19 protein-coding genes are annotated in these 20,575 nt (G+C 67.2%); 9 read left to right on the top strand and 10 right to left on the bottom strand.

All coding sequences use genetic code 11. From position 1 onward, the window contains the following. Positions 1–78: 78 nt before the first annotated feature. From MJ602_RS07160 to MJ602_RS07145, 4 genes are all read right to left on the bottom strand, one after another. The gene (locus tag MJ602_RS07160) at positions 79–513 is read right to left on the bottom strand and encodes a hypothetical protein (RefSeq protein ID WP_243020279.1); all 435 of its coding nucleotides are present in this window, start codon (positions 511–513) and stop codon (positions 79–81) included. Positions 514–646: 133 nt separating this feature from the next. After that, positions 647–898 carry a GlsB/YeaQ/YmgE family stress response membrane protein gene (locus MJ602_RS07155; RefSeq protein ID WP_162016338.1) on the bottom strand — a complete coding sequence of 84 codons (252 nt, stop codon included), beginning with the start codon at positions 896–898 and terminating at the stop codon, positions 647–649. 56 nt (positions 899–954) lie between these two features. After that, a complete protein-coding gene (locus MJ602_RS07150; protein ID WP_243020150.1) occupies positions 955–1,665 on the bottom strand; it encodes an adenylate/guanylate cyclase domain-containing protein in 711 nt (236 codons plus the stop codon). An 8-nt stretch (positions 1,666–1,673) separates the two neighbouring features. After that, positions 1,674–2,297 (bottom strand): C40 family peptidase, encoded by a 624-nt coding sequence (locus MJ602_RS07145; RefSeq protein WP_243020149.1) that lies wholly within the window; start codon positions 2,295–2,297, stop codon positions 1,674–1,676. Between the two features lie 202 nt (positions 2,298–2,499). Here MJ602_RS07145 and MJ602_RS07140 point away from each other — a divergent pair, with 202 nt between their 5' ends. From MJ602_RS07140 to MJ602_RS07105, 8 genes are all read left to right on the top strand, one after another. Further along, a complete protein-coding gene (locus MJ602_RS07140) occupies positions 2,500–4,104 on the top strand; it encodes a thymidine phosphorylase family protein (RefSeq protein WP_423246691.1) in 1,605 nt (534 codons plus the stop codon). 2 nt (positions 4,105–4,106) lie between these two features. Next, positions 4,107–5,036, top strand: a complete 930-nt coding sequence (locus MJ602_RS07135; RefSeq protein ID WP_243020148.1) for a ribose-phosphate diphosphokinase — start codon at positions 4,107–4,109, stop codon at positions 5,034–5,036. Between the two features lie 220 nt (positions 5,037–5,256). Next, the gene (locus MJ602_RS07130) at positions 5,257–5,565 is read left to right on the top strand and encodes a hypothetical protein (protein ID WP_162016335.1); all 309 of its coding nucleotides are present in this window, start codon (positions 5,257–5,259) and stop codon (positions 5,563–5,565) included. A gap of 57 nt (positions 5,566–5,622) precedes the next feature. Then, positions 5,623–6,024, top strand: coding sequence for a hypothetical protein (locus tag MJ602_RS07125; protein ID WP_243020147.1), 402 nt, complete (start codon positions 5,623–5,625; stop codon positions 6,022–6,024). An 85-nt stretch (positions 6,025–6,109) separates the two neighbouring features. Beyond that, the gene (locus MJ602_RS07120) at positions 6,110–6,712 is read left to right on the top strand and encodes an isochorismatase family protein (protein WP_243020146.1); all 603 of its coding nucleotides are present in this window, start codon (positions 6,110–6,112) and stop codon (positions 6,710–6,712) included. Positions 6,713–6,766: 54 nt separating this feature from the next. Next, entirely contained in the window at positions 6,767–7,030 is a 264-nt protein-coding gene (locus MJ602_RS07115) for a hypothetical protein (RefSeq protein ID WP_243020145.1), read from the top strand. Beyond that, positions 7,027–8,139, top strand: a complete 1,113-nt coding sequence (locus MJ602_RS07110) for a 6-phosphofructokinase (protein WP_243020144.1) — start codon at positions 7,027–7,029, stop codon at positions 8,137–8,139. Before MJ602_RS07115 ends, MJ602_RS07110 begins: the two co-directional genes overlap by 4 nt. 65 nt (positions 8,140–8,204) lie before the next feature. Then, positions 8,205–10,154 carry a propionate--CoA ligase gene (locus tag MJ602_RS07105; RefSeq protein WP_279235917.1) on the top strand — a complete coding sequence of 650 codons (1,950 nt, stop codon included), beginning with the start codon at positions 8,205–8,207 and terminating at the stop codon, positions 10,152–10,154. Positions 10,155–10,242: 88 nt separating this feature from the next. Here the strand turns inward: MJ602_RS07105 and MJ602_RS07100 are convergent, their stop codons facing one another. From MJ602_RS07100 to MJ602_RS07085, 4 genes are all read right to left on the bottom strand, one after another. Then, on the bottom strand, positions 10,243–13,149 hold the full coding sequence (locus MJ602_RS07100; protein ID WP_243020143.1) for a bifunctional diguanylate cyclase/phosphodiesterase: 2,907 nt from the start codon (positions 13,147–13,149) through the stop codon (positions 10,243–10,245). Between the two features lie 10 nt (positions 13,150–13,159). Further along, positions 13,160–14,092 (bottom strand): DMT family transporter, encoded by a 933-nt coding sequence (locus MJ602_RS07095; protein ID WP_243020142.1) that lies wholly within the window; start codon positions 14,090–14,092, stop codon positions 13,160–13,162. Next, positions 14,089–14,601 (bottom strand): methylated-DNA--[protein]-cysteine S-methyltransferase, encoded by a 513-nt coding sequence (locus tag MJ602_RS07090; protein WP_243020141.1) that lies wholly within the window; start codon positions 14,599–14,601, stop codon positions 14,089–14,091. The genes MJ602_RS07095 and MJ602_RS07090 overlap by 4 nt, the downstream gene beginning before the upstream one ends. Before the next feature lie 62 nt (positions 14,602–14,663). Next, positions 14,664–16,184 (bottom strand): DNA-3-methyladenine glycosylase 2 family protein, encoded by a 1,521-nt coding sequence (locus MJ602_RS07085; RefSeq protein ID WP_243020140.1) that lies wholly within the window; start codon positions 16,182–16,184, stop codon positions 14,664–14,666. A 126-nt stretch (positions 16,185–16,310) separates the two neighbouring features. On the opposite strand from MJ602_RS07085, the gene MJ602_RS07080 reads away from it, so the two are divergent. After that, entirely contained in the window at positions 16,311–17,699 is a 1,389-nt protein-coding gene (locus MJ602_RS07080; RefSeq protein ID WP_243020139.1) for a phosphomannomutase/phosphoglucomutase, read from the top strand. 63 nt (positions 17,700–17,762) lie between these two features. Here MJ602_RS07080 and MJ602_RS07075 read toward each other — a convergent pair whose 3' ends face one another. Next, positions 17,763–19,802 (bottom strand): 3-deoxy-D-manno-octulosonic acid kinase, encoded by a 2,040-nt coding sequence (locus tag MJ602_RS07075; protein ID WP_243020138.1) that lies wholly within the window; start codon positions 19,800–19,802, stop codon positions 17,763–17,765. After that, entirely contained in the window at positions 19,799–20,539 is a 741-nt protein-coding gene (locus MJ602_RS07070) for a glycosyltransferase (protein WP_162016323.1), read from the bottom strand. Before MJ602_RS07070 ends, MJ602_RS07075 begins: the two co-directional genes overlap by 4 nt. Between the last annotated feature and the right edge of the window lie 36 nt (positions 20,540–20,575).

Genomic DNA, 20,575 nt, shown 5'->3' with positions numbered 1-20,575 from the left:
TTTATGCGCCGCGTACGGCACATGGCAATGTATTAGAAATCAGGATCTGGCGCTTATTCAGCAAGCGCTGGGTGCTATTTATTTTGTAGCATCTGGCGCTGGCAGTTGCAGATGCGCCGCCTGTGCCACCTGCATGCAGTCGCGGATGTGCTGCTCGCCCAGGTAGCGCAGCGTGGCGTAGCCCAGTGTGGCCGAGAGTGCCTGGCCCGCCAGCGGCACGTACTTGGCGGCCTGTTTGGTGGTCAGGCGCATGCCCACCGCGCTGGTCAGGCGCAGCACCATGTCGCGCGTGATGAGCTTGCCGATGAGTGCCGAGCCCACCAGCGCCACGGCCTTGTGCACCTGTTCGCGCTGGCTGGGGTCCAGCCGGTCGATCTGCTCGGGCGTGAGCCCGAACTCGGCATTGATGCGCGGCAGCAGGCGCGAGAGCAGGGCGGCATCCACGGCCCAGTCCAGGCCCGGCACGGGCACCACGCTGGCGGCGGCGGCGGTCAGCGCGCGCCGGTGCAGCATCTTGCGGGCGCGCTGGGCGGCGGCCAGCAGGGCGGGGTCGGCAGAGGCCGCCACCGGGTCGTCCGGCGGGCCGTCTTGCCGCGACGGTTTGCGGGTGCGGGGCTTCAGGGCCATGGGTGGTGGAGGCTGTGGTTCAGCCCTTGCCCTTGACCAGGCCGTACACCACCAGCAGCACGATGGCACCTACCACCGAGGCGATGAATCCCGCCGCCTCGCCTGGGCCATACCAGCCCAGGGCCTGGCCTGCGTAGCTGGCCACGAAGGAGCCTGCCACGCCCAGCAGCGCGGTCATGATCCAGCCCAGCTTGTCGTCCCCCGGCTTGAGCGCGCGTGCGATGAAGCCCACCACCAGGCCGATGAGCAGGGAACCAATCACAGAGAGCATGGAGCGTCCTTTCAAAAAGAGACTCAAGCGTAGCGCAGCCTTGCGACATGTGCGCGTCAGGCGTCGCTGATGGGCGCACCGGGCAAGGGTCTTTCGTGCAGGCTGGCCACATAGCGGAATGCAGGCATGTCCATGCCGCCCATGCGTTCCTGCAGCGGGTAGAGCAGATAGCGGCCAGGCTCCAGGTCGCGGCAGGCGGCCTGGGTCAGCAACACCTCGCCGGGGCCGGCGATGTCCTCGCCCAACTTGCAGGCCATGTTCATCTCGTGGCCAAAGAGGTCCTTGCCCGCCACCACCAGCGTGGGCCCATAGCCAATGCCCACACTGGCCAGGAGCTGCGATTCGGGTGGCTGCACCGTGTTCATGGCGTCCAGCGCACGCAGGATGTCGAGTGCCGCTTCCAGGGCGTTCTGGGGGTGGGTGAACACGGCAAACAGGTTGTCGGCTTCTTGCTTGACCACTTCGCCGCCGTTGGCCGCAATGGCGGGGCGGGCGGCATGCTCCATGCGGTGGATCAGCGCCAGGAAGTGGATGATTCCGTGGCTGGCTGTGATGCGCGAGAAGCCGCACATGTCCAGCACCAGCATGGCCACCGGGCGCACAAAGGCCTGGGTGATGGCGTCGTCGATCTGCGCCCGCTGCTCGGGTTGCTGGTTGCGTTGGGTCAGCAGACTTTGCAGGGTCTGGCGGTCGTGTGCGCGAGGGGCAATGCCGCCAGAGAGCGCTGGGGGAGTCTTGTGCGAGGCCACAGTGGGGAGGCGGCGCACACAGCGCCTTAACGCGGGGTATGGGTGGCCTGGATTTCGGCTGCTGCGGCCTGCAGCGCGGCGGCCTGTGCATTGCCCGCCTGGGCCTCGGGTGCCACGCGGCGGGCGCCGTTGAAGCGCTTTTGCCAGTAGCTTTCCTGCATGTCTTCCACGCGCACCTTGCCGCCGCTGCGCGGCGAGTGGATGAACTTGCCGTCTCCCACGTAGATGCCGACATGGCTGAAGGCGCGGCGCATGGTGTTGAAGAACACCAGGTCACCCGGTTGCAGGTCTTTCTTGTCGATCTTTTGGGTGCTGGCGGCCTGTTCGGACGCCTGGCGCGGCAGCAACAGGCCCAGCGTCTGATGGTAGATGTTGCGCACAAAGCCGCTGCAGTCAAAACCCGTTTCGGCGCTGTTGCCGCCACGGCGGTAGGGCACACCCAGGAAACCCATGGCGGTGGTCACTAAGTCTGTGGTGCGGTCTGCCACCACATGGGCCTGGTCGGCCACGTTGTGGCCCAACTCGGCGAGTTGGCTGCGCAGATTCTTGTCCCATTGGAAGGGCTCTTGCGCCTCTGTGGGCGCGGAACCGGGGGCTGCATGGGCGGTGGTGCTGAGGGCGAGCACCAGGATGTAAAGCCAGCGTGACATGGGGCGCAAGGGTACCACGACTGCGCGGAGGCTCCAGACAGGGTAAACGCATACTGATAAAAAATATGGCTTCAGCGCTTATGTGTATTGCGCAAGCAGCTATTAAAAATATAGCAAACTCAGCATATCTTGGGGGTTTCGAGGGAGGCTCCAGGGGTACCCAAGGGGTGCCCAGGGGGGATTTCGGGTGTAGGCTTGCTGTATGACGACCCCCCTGAATTCCCCCCCGCCAGCAGCCTCCGGCAATGGAAATGGCGAGAGCGCCGCAGTCTCGCGCCTGGCCGTGCGCCGCGTGGCCATAGACACCTGGCGCGAGAACGTGGCCTACCTGAACCGCGACTGCGCCGTGTACCGTGCTGAGGGCTTCCAGGCCCTGTCCAAGATCGAGGTGCGCGCCAATGGTCGGCGCATCCTGGCCACGGTGAACGTGGTGGACGACCCGGCCATCGTCGGCTGCCACGAGCTGGGCCTGTCGGAAGACGCCTTTGCGCAACTGGGCGTGGAGCCGGGCTACAAGGTGGCCGTGGCGCAGGCCGAGCCGCCCGAATCCATGGGCGCGCTGTTCCGCAAGATTGCCGGCGAGCGCCTGGCACGCGAGGACTTCCGCGCCATCGTGCGCGACATTGCCGACCACCGCTATTCCAAGATCGAGCTCACCGCCTTCGTCGTGGCCTGCAACCGCGACGAACTCGACCGCGAGGAGGTGTTCTTCCTGTCCGACGCCATGGTGCAGACGGGGCAGCGGCTGGACTGGCACGAGCCCCTGGTGGTGGACAAGCACTGCATTGGCGGCATTCCGGGCAACCGCACCTCCATGCTGGTGGTGCCCATCGTGGCGGCGCACGGCATGCTGTGCCCCAAAACCTCGTCGCGCGCCATCACCTCGCCCGCAGGCACGGCCGACACCATGGAGGTGCTGGCCAATGTGGAACTGCCGCTGGAGCAGTTGCAAACCCTGGTGCGCGACCATCTTGGCTGCCTGGCCTGGGGCGGCACGGCGCAGCTCTCGCCCGCCGACGACGTGCTGATTTCCGTGGAGCGGCCGCTCTCCATCGACTCGCCGGGGCAGATGGTGGCGTCCATCCTGTCCAAGAAGATCGCGGCGGGCTCCACCCACCTCGTGCTCGACATCCCCATCGGCCCCACGGCCAAGGTGCGCTCCATGCCCGAGGCCCAGCGCCTGCGCCGCCTGTTTGAATATGTGGCGCACCGCCTGGGGCTGTCGCTGGACGTGGTCATCACCGACGGGCGCCAGCCCATCGGCAACGGCATTGGCCCGGTGCTGGAGGCGCGCGACGTGATGCGCGTGCTCGAAAACGACCCCCGCGCCCCCAACGACCTGCGCCAGAAGGCCCTGCGCCTGGCCGGCCGCCTGATCGAGTGCGACCCCGACGTGCGCGGCGGCGACGGCTACGGCATCGCGCGCGACATCCTCGACTCCGGCCGCGCCCTGGCACGCATGGAAGCCATCATCGCCGCGCAGGGCGGCAAGGACTTTGACCACAACAACCCCCGCCTGGGCGCGCTGCATTTTGAGATCAGCGCCCCCGCTGCCGGGGTGGTGGCCGGTATCGACAACCAGCAGATCGCCCGCATCGCCCGCCTGGCCGGTGCGCCCAAGGTGCAGGGCGCGGGCGTGGACCTGCTGTGCAAGCTGGGCGACACCGTGCAGAGCGGCCAGCCCCTGTACCGCGTGCACGCCGACTTCCCCGCCGACCTGGAATTTGCCCGCCAGGCCTGCCACCGCGCCAACGGCTACCGCATTGGCGGCGCCGATGAGGTGCCCCACGTCTTTGTGGAGTTCTGAGCATGGTTCCGTCACCCACTGCCCCAGCCGCCTGCCTGCTGCACTTTGACGACGAGCGCGCCGCCGCCCAGCGCCTGGCCCAGGCCAGCGGCCTCCCGGCGCTGGAGATCGCCCGCCACCGCTTTCCTGATGGCGAACTCAAGCTCACCCTGCCCGTGGACGCCAGCGGCCTCCTGCCCGAGCGCGCCGTGCTGCTGCGCAGCCTGCACCAGCCCAACGACAAGCTCATCGAACTGCTGCTCGCCGCCCGCGCCGCGCGCGGCCTGGGCGTGCAGCACCTCACACTGGTGGCGCCGTACCTGGCCTACATGCGCCAGGACATCGCCTTCCACCCCGGTGAGGCGGTCAGCCAGCGCATCGTCGGCCCCTTCCTGGCCAGCCTGTTCGACGCCGTGGTCACCGTGGACCCGCACCTGCACCGCGTGGCCACTCTGCACGAAGCCGTGCCCGCAGCGCACACCGTGGTGCTCAGCGGCGCCCCGCTGCTGGCCGACTGGATCGTGCAGCAGCGCCCCGGCGCGCTGCTCGTGGGGCCTGATGGCGAATCCGCCCAATGGGTGGCCCAGGCCGCCGCCCGCCACGGCCTGGATCACGCCGTCTGCACCAAGGAACGCCACGGCGACCGCAGCGTCACCATCCAGTTACCGCCCGTGAACGTGCAGGGCAGGGCGGTGGTGCTGCTCGACGACATGGCCAGCACCGGCCACACCCTGGCCCAGGCCACGCGCCTGTTGCTCGCGGCCGGCGCTGCCTCGGTGGACGTGGCGGTCACCCATGCCCTCATCGACGTCGACGCCCTGGCTGCGCTGCATGCGGCAGGCGTGGAGCAGTTCTGGAGCACGGATTGCGTGGCGCATCCGACCAACACCGTGCTTATGGAGACGGAACTGGCGCGGGGGGTGCAACAGGTTTTTTCGGTCTCGGGGCTATAGTGCAGATCACAGATGCACTCGCGAACCTGATTCAGCAAATGCGTGGACTTCAAGGGAGGCGCTGCGGCGACTTTGGTGTTTTTGTGATACCTGTTCATGTATCCAGCTTGCGAGCGTAAACACATGAAATCAAAAGATATTTCGGTTTTCTCGGCGCCACGTTATCCGGCGGCTGTCTGGCATATCCGGTGAATTGCCGTTTACATCAAAGTTGAAGCGCATGAAGAACATCCAAGTCATCGACGGCGCGGACAACGCGGTTTACGACATCTTTGCTGCGACCGATGACGAGTTCGCAATGATTTTTCTGGCCGGGCAAGATGTGGCGTTCATTGACGAAGTGATGGCACGTGCATCACGGAGGGAGCTGGACCATGCGTTCGCCGCAATTTGGCAGCGTCGAGTTGCCAAGGCTGAGGTGAATGGAATCCACGGAGTTCTCTTCTACGAGATGGATCACAAGAAGCGGTACTACCCAACAAGGCGCGATGAAGATGCGATCAACCCAGATGGCACACGCCTCCGCTGACATACGCTTCAACCTTTCGCTCCAGCGGACGGCTTCGCCGCCCGCTGAGCTTCGACGTTGGCAGGTCGTGTTTGTAAACGTGCCGGACAGGAGGCCGCTCTGTTTCTCACACGCAAGCACCTTTGGATAACCGCCATCGCCACCTTCTGCCTGGCGGCTCACGCGACTTCGTCCCTGTCGTTTGACGGCGGGGGCTATGTGCTGGATCTGGAAATCGGCGATACCGACCGCCCCGTGGTGGCCAGTGTCACGTTCCACAGGCTGGGGGACGCGCAAGGCGTTGTCCTGCGTGGGAATTTCAGGGTCCAGGTGTTTGACCCGCGCCGCCAGGAACTGGTGCTGGTTTATGGCGGTGGCGACGGGCGGGTGGAGCCGTTCACGCTGACCGTGCACGGAAACCGTGCCTCGCTGGCTCTGGCGGGCAGGCGCATCAGGGCGCCGTTCCGCTGGGCCATGTAGGGTGCGCAGCAGGCGCAAGGCCATGGGCGGGGCGCCTTGGCTGCGACAATCGTCCCATTGCACCTTCTGACAGAAAGAACCTGCCATGCTTCTCGATGCCACCGAATCCCAGCTTGTGCTGGTGGACTTCCAGGCCAAGCTCATGCCCGCCATCCACGATGGTGCGGCGGTGCTGGCCAATGCACGGCGCCTGGCGCAGGCGGCCCAACTGCTGGATGTGCCCTTGTGGGGCACGGAGCAGAACCCCACGCGCCTGGGGCCCAACGACGCAGACTTGCGCGCGCTGTGCCGCAAGACGCTGCCCAAGATGCACTTCAGCGCCGTGCCCGATGGGCTGGCCGCGCTGCTGCGGCCCCCGGCGCGCCTGCCCGCAGGCAATGCGCGCAGCCTGCCCAAGCATTTGCAGAAAACCGCGCAGAGCGAGCCTGAGCGCCCCAGCATCGTGCTGGCCGGGTGCGAGGCCCATGTGTGCCTGTTGCAGACGGCGCTGGAGCTGATCGAGGACGAGTTCGAGGTCTGGGTGGTGACGGACGCCTGCGGCTCGCGCACCGAGCGCAACCGCGACGCCGCCTACGACCGCCTGGCCGGTGCGGGCGCCGAGTTGGTGACCACCGAGATGGTGTGCTTCGAGTGGCTGCGCTCGTGTGAGCACCCGGCTTTCAAGGACGTGTTGGCGCTGGTCAAATAAGGCCGGGCGTTGTACCGTGTGAACCTGTCCAAGGATCACCAGGGGAGAGCAGGTATGACAGTGGATTTTCGTGACCCGCGCGCTGCGCAGCAGATGCAGCAGCCCGCTTTGGCGCCGCAGTACCGCCTCATTCTGGGGGTGCTGGCTATCAGCGCGGTGCTGATGTGCGCTGGCGCCCTGTGGTTCTGGCTGCAACCGCCGGCGTGGCTGGATGCGCAGACGGCGCCGTTTTTGGCCTTGGCGCTGGGCCTGACGGGGGCGGCTGACCTGGGGGCCGTGGCCTTTTTGCGCTGGTTCTGGGCGCGGCAACAGCGATGACGGGCGCACCGATCCGGCGTATTGCCATCAGCACCGGGGGCGGGGACGCGCCGGGCCTCAATGCCGTGATCCGCGCCACGGTGTCGGCTGCGCTGCGCCGGGGCTGGGAGTGCGTGGGCATTCGCGACGGCTACAACGGCCTGCTGGTGCCCGAGCGCTACCCGCAGGGCGGGCTGGTGCCGCTCACGCACGAGCGGGTGCGCGGCATTTCACACCTGGGCGGCACCATTCTGGGCACGACCAACAAGGGCGATCCGTTCCACTTTCCGGTGCGCAACCCCGACGGCAGCATGGGCGAGCGTGACCGCTCCGATGAGTTGGTGGCGTGTTTTGCCCAAAACGGCATTGATGCGCTGGTCACCGTGGGCGGCGATGGCTCGCTCTCCATTGCGCACGAGCTGCACCGCAAGGGCCTGCGTGTGGTGGGCGTGCCCAAGACCATCGACAACGACCTGGACAAGACCTTCACCACCTTTGGCTTTGACACAGCGGTGTCGTTTGCCACCGAATGCCTGGACCGCCTGCACAGCACGGCCGAGAGCCACCAGCGCATCATGGTGGTCGAGATGATGGGGCGCTATGCCGGGTGGATTGCGCTGCACGCGGGCATTGCCGGGGGGGCGCATGCCATTTTGCTGCCCGAAATCCCGTTCGACCTGGCGGGTGTGGTGGATCAGATCCAGGCCCGCGATGCGCTGGGCCGCATGTATTCGCTGGTGGTGGTGGCCGAAGGGGCCTTCCCGCGCGATGGGCAGCGGGCGCTGAGTGCACCTGCGGAGGCCGGACATGCCGAGCGCCTGGGTGGCATGGGCGAGCAGGTGGCGCGCGAACTGGCGTACCGCACCGGCAAGGATGCGCGCGTGGTGGTGCTGGGCCATTTGCTGCGCGGGGGCTCGCCCACCTCGTTCGACCGGCTGGCTGCGCTGCGCTTTGGCACGGCGGCGGTGCGCGCGCTCGAAGAAGGGCTGTCGGGCGTGATGGTGTCGCTCGCGTTCCCCAACGTGGAGTACGTGCCGCTGGCCGAGGTGGCGGGCCGCATGAAAGGCGTACCGCTGGACGGCGACACCGTGCAGACCGCACGCGATCTGGGCATTTGTCTGGGCGATTGAGGGCGCGGATGGGCAGGGCGCTGGCCCTGTCCCGTCAGATTCCCGCAAGCCCGTCATGAATAATTATGAATTCAAAACCTGTGTCACCGGCAGGATTCGAGGCCAAGGAGACCCCACCCATGAGCAGCTACGCCGAGTTCCACCGCAACTCCATCGACCAACGCGACGCCTTCTGGGCCGAGCAGGCCCGTCTGATCGACTGGCAGACGCCGCCCCAGCAAATTTGCGACTACAGCAACCCGCCGTTTGCACGCTGGTTTGTGGGCGGCACCACCAACCTGTGCCACAACGCGGTGGACCGGCACCTGAAGGACCGCGCCGGCCAAGCCGCACTGGTGGCCATTTCCACCGAAACCGATTCCGAGCGCAGCTACAGCTTTGCCGAGCTGCACGCCGAGGTGCAGCGCATGGCCGCCAGCCTGCTGTCGCTGGGTGTGAAAAAGGGTGATCGCGTACTGATCTACATGCCCATGATCGCCGAGGCCGCCTTTGCCATGCTGGCCTGCACGCGCATTGGCGCGCTGCACTCGGTGGTGTTTGGCGGCTTTGCCTCGGGTTCGCTGGCCTCGCGCATCGAAGACGCGGAGCCTGTGGTGGTGGTCAGTGCCGACGCGGGCTCGCGCGGCGGCAAGGGCGTGCCCTACAAGCCGCTGCTGGACGAAGCCATCCGCCTGTCCAAACACAAACCCAGCAGCGTGCTGCTGGTGGACCGGGGCCTGGTGCCCATGGATCTGGTGCAGGGGCGCGACCACCTGTGGGCCACGCTGCGCGAGCAGCACCTGAATGCGACCGTGCCCTGCGAGTGGGTGGACGCCACGCACCCCAGCTACACGCTGTACACCAGCGGCACCACCGGCAAGCCCAAGGGCGTGCAGCGCGACACGGGCGGCTACGCTGTGGCGCTGGCGGCCAGCATGAAGCACATCTTCAACGCCCAGGCGGGCCAGACCTACTTTGCCACCAGCGACATCGGCTGGGTGGTGGGGCACAGCTACATCATCTACGGCCCGCTGCTGGCGGGCATGACCACCATCATGTACGAGGGCTTGCCCATTCGCCCCGACGCAGGCATCTGGTGGAGCATTGTCGAGAAGTACCAGGTCACGCACATGTTCTCGGCACCCACGGCGGTGCGCGTGCTCAAGAAGCAGGACCCGGCCTACCTGGCCAAGTACAACGTCAAGAGCCTCAAGGCCCTGTGGCTGGCGGGCGAGCCGCTGGACGAGCCCACGGCGCAGTGGATCAGCGATGCGCTGCAGGTGCCCATCATCGACAACTACTGGCAGACCGAGACCGGCTGGCCCATCCTCACCCTGTGCAACGGGGTGGAGCAGCAATCCACGCGCTTTGGCAGCCCCGGCAAGGCGGTGTACGGCTTCAACGTCAAGCTGATCGACGAGGCCACGGGCGAGGAACTGACCGGCGCCAACCAGAAGGGCGTGGTCGCCATCGAGGGACCGCTGCCCCCCGGCTGCATGCAGACCGTGTGGCGCGACGACGAGCGCTTTGTCAACACTTACTGGAAGAGCATTCCCGGCCGCCTGGTCTATAGCACCTTTGACTGGGGCATCCGCGACGCGGACGGCTACCACTTCATCCTGGGCCGCACCGACGACGTGATCAACGTGGCCGGCCACCGCCTGGGCACGCGCGAGATCGAGGAGTGCATTTCCTCGCACGCCAACATTGCCGAGGTGGCGGTGGTGGGCGTGGCCGACCAGCTCAAGGGCCAGGTGGCCATGGCCTTTGCCGTGCCCAAGAACGCGGCCGCGATGGAATCCACCGAGGCACGTGCCCAGCTCGAAGCCGAGGTGATGAAGCTGGTGGACAGCCAGATGGGCGCCGTGGCCCGCCCGGCCCGTGTGCACTTCGTGACCACGCTGCCCAAGACGCGCAGCGGCAAGCTGCTGCGCCGCGCCCTGCAAGCCGTGGCCGAGCGGCGTGACCCCGGCGACCTGACGACCATGGAAGACCCCGCCGCACTGCAACAGGTCAAGGCGCTGGTCGAAGCCTGATTTTGCTATCAAATCAATAGCTTCTTGCGTCCTTTTGACGGGCGCTGGCAGCCATTTTTTTATGTGTATGTGGGAGTGTGGCGCTGCGTCAGCGCTTCCATTCCGGCGGGCACTGCCAGTGGCGGCTCCAGGCCACAAATTCGCCCAGCGGCATGGGGCGGGCGATGTGGTAGCCCTGCGCCAGGTGGCAGCCCATCTGCGTCAGCATCTGGCCCTGGTCCACGGTTTCCACGCCCTCGGCAATCACGCGGTAGCCAAAGGAGCGTGCCAACCCGATCACGCCCTGCACGATGGCCAGGTCGCCCGCGTCGTCCATCATGCCGTGCACAAAGCTCTGGTCGATCTTGAGCGTGGACAGCGGCAGCCGCCGCAGGTAGGTGAGCGAAGAGTAGCCGGTGCCAAAGTCGTCCAGCGCCACGCCCACGCCTTGTTGGCGCAGGTCGGCCAGGGTCTGTGCCACGGCATCGATGTGGTACAGCGCGGCGGTTTCGGTGATCTCGATCTCCAGCATGTCGGGGGGCACATCGCTGTGGCGCGCCAGTTCGGCCGCCACCCAGCGTGCAAACCCCGGCTGCTGCAGGTGGGGTGCGGACACGTTCACGCTCACGGGCAAAGGCAGGCCTTGGTTCTGCAAGGCCCGCGCCAGCAGCAGGCCTGCCTGCAGCACCCAGGCGCCAAAGGGCACTTCCAGCTCGGTGCCCTCCAGTTGGGGCAAAAAGGCTCCGGGCGCCAGTACGCCTTGCTCCGGGTGCCGCCAGCGGGCCAGTGCCTCGGCACCCACCACGGTGCCCCGGTGCATGTCCACCTTGGGCTGGAGGAACAGCTCGAACTCGCCGCGCACCAGCGCTTCGCGCAGGCGCTGGATCTGCTCGCGCACCTTGCGCGACTGGCGCTCCTGCGAGGTGTCGAACTCGTGCAGCCGGTTGCGTCCGGCCTGTTTGGCCGCGTACATGGCCTGATCGGCATGGCGCAGCAGGGTGTCGGCGTCGGCATCGTCCTGCGGGTACAGCGTGTAGCCAATGCTGGCCGTCACGCCCACGCGGTGCCTGCCCAACTGGTAGGGCGAGGCAATGCTTTGCATGGCCTGCTGGAGCAATTGGCGGCACTCCTGCACGCTGTGCACCTGCGGCAGCAGGATGGCGAATTCATCGCCCCCCAGGCGGGCCACGCAGTCCTGCGGGCGCAAGGAGCGGACCATGCGTTGTGCGGCCACCACCAGCAGGCGGTCACCGGCATCGTGGCCTAGGCGGTCGTTCACGGGCTTGAAGCCGTCCAGATCCAGGTAGGCCACGCCCAGCAGCGCGCCCACGGAATGGGCCTGATCCATGGCGTCGGCCAGCTTGCGCGCCAGCATCACGCGGTTGGGCAGGCCGGTGAGCGTGTCGTAGTGCGCCAGGCGGCGCAGCAGATTTTCCTGCTCGTGCTGGGCGGTGACGTCCAATGCAATGCCCAGCATGCGCTCGGGTTGGCCTTCGGCGTCCAGGCTCACCACCTTGCCCAGGTTGCGTATCCAGCGCTCTTTTTCGTGCGGTCTGCGGATGCAGAAGGTGGTGTCGAACGGGGTCTCGGGCTGGTTGACGTGGCGCGTCACTTCGGTGGTCACGCGCAGCACTTCTTCGGGGCCCAGCGGTTCGGTCCACAGGAAGGCGGGGCCTTTCATGGTCCCCGCAGCAAGACCGTGCATGCTGCGCCAGCGCTCGTCTCCGGAAATCATGCCGGTGTGCAGGTTCCAGTCCCAACGGCCCACCGCGGCCGTGGACAAGGTCAGCGAGAGCAAGGCTTCGCGCTCGCGCACTTCCTCTTCCTGGTGCTTGCGGCCAGTGATGTCCTGCAAGGCAAACAGCCAGCAGGGCTGGCCGTCGAACTCGGTGGCGCGCATGGACTGCAGGCAGGTGCGCCGCTCGCCGTTGCGCAGGGTGACTTGCAGTTCGTAGGACTCGAGCAGTTGGCTGCTCTGCGCTGCGACCAAGAGGTCTGCACGGTCTTGTGCACCCAGAATGCCCAACTCCGTCACGCTGCGCCCCAGGGCTTCCTGGCGGGAGTAGCCAAACATGGCCTCCCAGGCGGGATTGACCTCCAGGTACACCCCGTCGTCACGCCGAGAGATTCCCATGGGATAGGGCAGCATCTGGAAGATGCGCGAAAAGCGCTCTTCGGACTGGCGCAGGCGCTGTTCAGCACGTTTTTGTTCGTCGATGTCCTGCATCACCCCGCGGATGCACAGCACGCGGCCGTTCTCGATCACGGGTTCGCCCCGGGCGCGGCCCCAGATGACCGTGCCGTCCGGCCGCTGGATCTCCACGTCCATGCTCCAGGGCGTGTGGTGCAGCAGGCAGTCGGCAATGCGCCGACGCATCTCGTTGCGCCAGCGCGGCGTCACGCAGGTGTTGATGTAGTCCTTGGGCAGGGCGGAGCCCCTGGGCAGGCCGTGGATGTCGTAGCAGACGTCCGACCAGAACACCAGGCCCTTGCCGCGCTCGTCCACCCAGTAGCCCAGTTGCGCCATGCGCCCGGCCTGGTCGAGTGCGGCATTCTTGGCCAGCAGCTCGGTGCGGATGCGGGTTTCCTCGCTGGTATCGTGAAAGACAAACACCATGCAGTCTTCATCACCAATGCGCACCGGCTGGGCCGACATATTGCCAGGGATGACCTGTCCGTTGCTTTGGGCGTTCAGCGGAAGGTTCTGTACCTTGCCTTCGCGCTGCAGCGTGGTCACCAGTTTGCTGCGCTCCTGGTTGGTGGCCCAGATGCTGAGTTCGGTGGACGTACGCCCCAGGATCTGCTCGCGCGACATGCCCAGCAGCTGGCAAAACGCTGGGTTGACCTCCAGGTACATGCCGTCGGCCACGCGGGTAATGCCCGCCGGGTCCGGCAACGCATCGTAGATGGCTCTGAAATGTTCCGGGCGGGGTGCGGATGGCGTAGTGCCGTGCTCCATGCCAGAGGCCTGCGCAGACAGCGGAGCAGGACTGGGCGGAAACGGCGCGGCGGACATGCCCCCGAGTTTAGGGCCGTTCCACCCCTTGTGCAGCCTTGGAGCGCCTCCGGATGAGTCCTGTTGACAACAGTGTGCCGCCTACGATCACCGCGGCGCACCCCAGCATCCAACCGGTGACCGGTTCTCCCAGGAACACCGCGCCGTAGAACACGGCAAACACCGGTGCCATGAAGGTGACCGCCAGTGCCCGGCTGGGCCCGGCATGGGCGATCAGCCGGAAATACAGGATGTAGGCAATGCCCGAGCACAGCACCGCAATCGCCACAATGGCCGCCCAGGCCCGAAGCCCTGGCATCACCGCGGGCCAGAACCACACCATGGGCACCAGCAATGCCAGTGCGGCGCCCAGCATGCTGCCGGTGGCCGTGGCCAGGGGCGGAACCCCTTGCAGGTAGCGCCGCGCAAAGCTGGCCGCCAGGGCATAGCAGGTGGTGGCGCCCAGGCAGGCCGCAATGGCCCAGGGCGCCGCTGCCGACTTGATGCCCGCACCGCCGGGCGCGCGCCAGGCCAGCAGCGCCACGCCCACAAAGCCAATGCCCAGGCCCAGCCAGCGCACCCGCTGGATGCGGTCGCCCAGCCACACCCAGGCCACCAGTGCGCCAAACAGCGGCACCGTGGCGTTGAGGATGGACGCCAGCCCGGTGGTGATGTGCAGCACCGCCCAGGCATAGAGCGCAAACGGTATGGCCGAGTTGAGCAGCCCCGACAACAACACCGGCCGCCAGTGGCGCCGCAAGGCCGGCCACTGGCCCTGGTGCAGCAGGATGGGCCAGAGGAACAGCGTGGCCAGCCCTACGCGCAGGCCCGCCGTGGGCAGCGGCCCGAACTCCGCAGCGCCCAGGCGCATGAACAGGAACGATGCCCCCCACAGGGCGGACAGCAGCAGAAACTCGCCGATCCATTCGGACACGGGGCGGGTGGTGGATGCAGCAGAACTCATGCAGAGGCTTTCATGGCAATTCCTTCGAGGCGCAGCAGCGCCTGCTTGCGCTCCAGCCCACCGGCATAGCCCGTGAGGCTGCCGTCGCTGCCCAGCACGCGGTGGCAGGGAACGACCACGCTCAGCGGGTTGCGCCCCACCGCCGCACCCACAGCGCGCACGGCCTGCGTTTTGCCGATGGAGCGTGCCAGCGCGCCGTAGCTGGCCGTCTGGCCGCGCGGAATGCGCAGCAGGGCCTGCCACACCGCCTGCTGGAAGGGCGTGCCGCCGCCGAGGTCCAAGGCCAGGTCAAAGCCTGCCCGCTCGCCACGCAACACCTGTTGCACCTGCTGGGCGGCTTCGCGCAGCACCGGGTGCTGCGGCGCCTGGGGCCAGGTGGGGAGTGCATTGGGAAGGTGCCGCTGGCCATCGAACCACAGACCGCACAGGCCCAGGGGCGACGCCGCCAGCCAGACCTGGCCCAGGGGCGTGTCGGTGGTGGATTGCACGGTGGAAGGATGGAAGCGCATGGTGATGGGCCTTGATTAGAAGCGATTATTGGCTTTTGCGCTTGCGGGACAAGCGCAAGCAGCTATGCTTTTGATAGTGAAGCGGAACTGATGCTGCCCGTCGCCCAGGCCCGCAGCACCGCATAGCCGCGCCAGGGGCGCCAGGCCTGCGCCAGCGCGGTGGCGGCGCGTGCTGGCTGTGGCTGGCCTTGCACGCCCAGGGCCTTGTGCAGGGCCACGTCGCCCGCCGGAAAGGCGTCCGGCCAGCGCAGCCCGCGCAGGGCGATGTACTGCGCCGTCCAGTCGCCAATGCCGGGCAATTGGCACAGCGCCTGGGTGGTGGCGGCCACGTCGGCGCCGGGGTGCAGGGCGAGCTGGCCGCTGTCCACGGCGCGCGCCAGCGCCACGATGGCGGCCTGGCGCTGGCGCACGATGCCCAGCTGCCCCAGCACCTCGCCTTCGGCCTGCGCCAGCGTGGCGGGGGAGGGAAACAGCCGTTGCAGATCGGGCCAGGGCGTGGCCACGGGTTCGCCCAGGCGCTCCACCAGCCGCTGGCCCAGCGTGCGCGCGGCCGCCACGGTGATCTGCTGGCCCAGCACGGCGCGCACGGCCAGTTCGAAGCCATCAAAGGCACCCGGCACACGCAGGCCCTCGGTGCCCGGAAAGGCAGCGCCCAGCACCGCATGGATGGCGGCCGGGTCGGCGTCCAGGTCGAGCATGGCGCGCACCCGTGCAATCACCTGGGCCAGCACGGGGGCCAGGGCTTCGCTGGTTTGCAGCCATACTTGGTGGCGTGCGGTGTCAAAGCGTGCCGCCATCCAGCCGGTCAGCTCCCGGGAACCGGCCTGCAGCCGCACGGTGCGCCGCAAGGTGCCGTTGGCGGGGTCGGCGCATTCCACGCCGGTGAACTGGCGCTGCACAAAAAAGGCCAGCAGCGCTGGCACATCCAGCGGTGGCCGGTACGCCAGGCGGATGCTGCCGCACAGCCCTGCGTCGCCGGGGGCTGCTGGGGCGCCCGCGCGGCGCAATTGGCTGGGGTTGAGGCCGTAATGCGTCGCAAACGCCGCGTTGAAGCGACGCACGCTGCCAAATCCGCTGGACAGCGCCACCTGGGTCACGGGCAAGCGGGTATCGGTCAGCAACTGCTTGGCCAGCAGCAGGCGCCGGGTTTGCAGGTATTGCAGGGGGGACACGCCCAGCGCCGCTTCAAAAATGCGGCGCAGGTGCCGGTCGCTCACGCCCAGGCGCTGCGCCAGCCGGGCCACGCCCAGGCCCTCGGGCGTGTCCCAGGCCTGGGGGGTGTCGATCAGGCGCAGCGCCTGCTGCACGAGGATGCTGCTCGCGTCCTGCACCGACCAGGCCAGCGCCTGTGGCGCCACCTCGGGGCGGCAGCGCAGGCAGGGCCGAAAACCCGCACTCTCGGCCTGGGCTGCCAGCGTGAAGAAGCGGCAGTGCTCGCGCCGGGGTGTGCGCACGGCGCAGACGGGGCGGCAGTAGATACCGGTGCTGGTCACGCCGGTAAAGAACTGTCCGTCAAAGCGGGCATCGCGCGAGCACAGCGCCAGGTAGCGGCTGTCGTCGGGTGCGGGTAGTGGGGCAGGCATGGGCACATCATAGGGATTGGGGGTGCGCAGGCTGGCCGTTTTCGGACATGTGCTTTGCGCACGGGCTGAGCACTGGGGCCGCCTACAATCGGCGCCAATTCCACGCAGTGCAGAAAGCTCCCCACCGTGCAAGTAGCTCCCGCCATCTTCAAAGCCTATGACATCCGGGGCATTGTCCCCAGCACCCTCGACGAACATGTGGCCCGCTGCCTGGGCCGCGCCTTTGGCACGGCGGCCCGCATCGAGGGCGAATCCGTCGTTGCCGTGGGGCGCGACGGGCGATTGTCCGGCCCGCTGCTGTCGCAGGCGCTGATGCTGGGCCTGGCCGAAAGCGGCATGGAGGTCATCGACATTGGCCTGAGCACCACGCCCATGCTGTACTTTGCGGCCAGCACGCTGTGCAACAGCGGAATCCAGGTCACGGGCAGCCACAACCCCAAGGACTACAACGGCTTCAAGATGGTGCTGAACGGCCGCGCCATCTATGGCGACGAGATCCAGGGTCTGCGCCGCTGCATCGAGGAGCAAAGCTGGACACTGGCCCAGGGCGGCTTCATCCGCCAGACCGACGTGCTGCCTGCCTACCGCGAGCGCATCGTCTCCGACATCCAGCTTGCCCGCCCCATGAAGATCGTGGTGGACAGCGGCAACGGCATTGCCGGTGCCTCGGCACCCGGAATCCTGCGTGCGATTGGCTGCGAGGTGACGGAGCTGTTCTCCGAGGTGGACGGCGACTTCCCCAACCACCACCCCGACCCGAGCAAGCCCGAAAACCTGCGCGACCTGATTGCCGCACTGCAGGCAAGCGACGCCGAACTGGGCCTGGCCTTTGATGGCGACGGCGACCGCCTGGGCATCGTCACGCGCAGCGGCGAAAACATCTTCCCCGACCGGCAGATGATGCTGTTTGCCCAGGACGTGCTCTCGCGCGTGCCCGGCGGCACCATCCTGTTCGACGTCAAATGCACCCAGCGCCTGGCGCCTGCCATTGCCCAGGCCGGTGGCCAGCCGCTGATGTACAAGACCGGCCACTCGCTCATCAAGGCGCGCATGAAGGAGCTCGACTCCCCCCTGGGCGGCGAGATGAGCGGCCACATCTTCTTCAAGGAGCGCTGGTTCGGCTTTGACGACGGCACCTACGCTGGCTGCCGCCTGCTCGAAATCCTGAGCCGCCATGCCGACCCCGGCGCCGTGCTGCAAGGCCTGCCCACCAGCCACAGCACGCCGGAGTTGAACGTGGCCTGCGCCGAGGGCGAGCCGCACCGCCTGACCGCCGAACTCCAGGCCCTGGCCGCCGAAGCGTTCGCTGCACCGGCCCAGATCAACACCATCGACGGCCTGCGCGTGGACTGGCCCGACGGCTTCGGCCTGATCCGGGCCAGCAACACCACACCCGTGCTCGTGCTGCGCTTCGAGGGTCACACGCCCGAGGCCCTGCATCGCATCGAGGCGGCGATGTTGGCGCTGCTCCAACGCGTCAAGCCCGACGCCCAGGTGGGAGCGGCCGCGCATTGAGAGGCATGCCCCAGGTTGCGCCGCGCTGCACACCCGGCGGCTGAAAGCAGCCGCAAGCGCCTGTCAGCCTGCTGGTCCGTTGTAGGAAAGGGGCGGGGGGGTTGTGGCAGCACCGGCTTCGTAGCCCGCCAGCAGCAGGGGCCACTGCGACTCGTCCCAATGGAATGGTGCGCAGCGCTGCTGCTCCTTGCGCAGGGAGCGTAGCAAACGCTGCAGGTTGGCGGCTTTCCATTCGTTGCCGCAGCGCAGCCCGCATTTGTCAAAGTCGATGACCCAGGCATGTTGCTGGTCGTCGATCAGCAGGTTGTGGGCATTCAGGTCGGAATGGAAAACCTGGTGGTCATGCAGTTGGCGGATGGCACGCCCCAGGGCCTGCCAGGCCGCTGGCGGCAGTGGGGCCTGTGCCAGCGCCTGCACGACGTTGCTTGTCTGGGGAATCATGGCCACCAGAATGTCGGCGCCATAGCCCCAGGCGTGGCGCACCTGCCTTGCCGCCACGGGTTCCGGCACGGGCAAGCCCCACGCGTGCATCAGGCGCAGAAGGCTGTATTCGGCCATGGCACGGCTTTGGGCCGTGGCTTGCGGGGCAAAACGGTCTTTGCTGATGCGGGCCATGGCGCCACCGCGCCGGTAGTGGCGCAGCACGGCTTCACGCCCTTGCAGGCGGACGCGGTGCGCCTGCCCCCGTCCGCTGCCGGTGGCCAGGGTCTCGGCCTCGGGTGTGGGTTCGAACACCTCGGGGGTGGCGGCCGGCACCCAGGTGGGGTTGAACCAGATGGACTGGTGCGCCAGCTCTGCCGCCTGCACCGGTGCCAGTTGCCGAGGCACCAGCGGTGACCACAGGGGCATCAGCGCCTCTATGGTGCGGGCGCTGCTGCCTTGCTGGCTTTGCACAAACGCGGAGGCCGCATGGCCGAGCTGCGCCAGCGCCTGGGGATCGGACAGCCAGCGCGATAGCTGGTGCAGTGCCTCGCTGGCGTTGGCCACCAAGGCACCGATGCCCTGTGCCTGGATGGCTTCGTAAAGGCTCTGGAAGTTGTGGGTGTGCGGGCCAAAAAGCACGGGCTTGGCGCAGGCCAGGGCTTCCAGGGCGTTGTGGCCGCCAATCGGTGCCAGGCTGCCGCCTATGAAGCAGGCCGTTGCGTGGGCGTACCAGGTGCGCAGCTCGCCCATGGTGTCCGCCAGGTACACGGAATCGTCGGGGCCCAGGCGGTCGCCCTGGCTGCGCCGGCGCACGGGAAATCCGGCGCTCTCAATCTGCCGGGCCACGGCGTCAAAACGCTCGGGATGGCGCGGAACCAGCACCAGCGCGCAGTGCGGGTGCTGCTGGGCAAAAGCGGGCCAGGCGGCCAGCAGCGCAGATTCCTCGCCTTCATGGGTGCTGCCAGCCACCAGCACGGCGCTGCGGCTTGCCAGCCAATCCAGCGAAGGGGGCAGGGCGGTGCCGATGGGGAGGTCGAACTTGAGATTCCCGGTTTCCATCAGCCGGTGGGCGGGCACGCCCAGGCCTGCCAGGCGCGCCTGGCTGGGCTTGTCCGCACAGGCCACCAAGGCCAGTTGGCTCCAGACGGGGCGCATCAGCGCGTGGAAGCGCTGGTAGCTCTGGGCCGAGCGCTCCGACAGGCGGGCGTTGACCAGTGCCACAGGAATGCTGCGCTGGCGGCACTGCAGGAGCAGTTCGGGCCACAGTTCACGCTCGATCAGCACCAGCAGGCGGGGTTTCAGGCGGTCCAGAAAGCGCGCGGTGGCGCCAGGGGTGTCGATGGGCAGAAACAGGTGCTGCACCTGTGCGCCCCAGTGCTGGCGCAGTTGCTGGGCGCCCGTCAGGGACTGCGTGCTCACGGTGAGGCTGGCCGCAGGCCACTGCGCGAGCAAGGCCCGGATCAAGGGCTCCGCGGCCTGCACTTCGCCCACGGAGGCCGCATGGATCCACAGGCCATGGATGCTGCCGGGCGCGGGGTGGATGTACCCCCGACGTTGCCCGATGTGGCCATTGGCTGCATCACTCTTGCGGTGGCGCCACCACAGCCATGCCAGCAGCACGGGGCTCAGCGCCCACAGCAGCAGCCTGTAGGCCACCTGGGCAGGTGCCGGAAATCTCACTGCCAATGGTCTGCCACCCACTGGGTGGGAAGCACTTTGCGGTACCACTTACCGCTTTCCCCGGCAATCGCATCGGGCGGGTTGGGCTTGCCATGGAAGGCAATGATGCGGGCGCCCTCAGGGATCTGCGGTGGCTTGAACCAGCCCATCAGCCCCGGCTGCAGGCAGTGGCGCTTGAAGCTGCGGCACCAGGAGTCTGGCCAATAGCTCAGCTTTCCCTGGCGCGACAGGTAGTGCGTGATGAACTCCTGCTCGTTGCGCACGTCGCCGATGGAAGCGGGGTAGTTGTTCTTCAGGTGTTCCAGCGCATCCGCGTGGGCCCCGATGGTGTAGCGGTAGCACGAGGTGTTGCCCGTGCCGTCCTTCTTGTCCCACTCCTTGATCACGATAAACTCGCCGGCCTGGTCGAAGAAGGGGTCCAGGCTGTCCAGGATGACGATGTCCAGGTCCAGGAACAAGGTGGTGCCCTGCAGGTCGTACAACTGCGGTGCGAAGCTGGTCAGCTTGAGCCAGCCGTGGCCAAAGGTCCAGGGCTTGCGCTGATCGAATTCGTCGAAGCCGATCATCGGAATCGGCTTGACTTCGATGGACGGGTCGATGCCCGCGCCGTCGTCGGTCAGGCAGACAAAACGGAAAGGGCGATGCAAGTGCCGCCGAACCATGCTGTGCAGCTTGTTGACGTATTCGGGGCCGTACTTGTTGCCCCACTTGATGCACAGCACATTGACTGCTTGCATGAGTCACCTTTGCTTGGAATTCGCTGGCGAACCGGG

Source organism: Simplicispira sedimenti, assembly GCF_022760965.1.
GTDB lineage: Bacteria > Pseudomonadota > Gammaproteobacteria > Burkholderiales > Burkholderiaceae_C > Simplicispira > Simplicispira sedimenti.
Note: the sequence above shows the minus strand (reverse complement) of the source record. Positions and strands in the feature narration are given on the sequence as shown.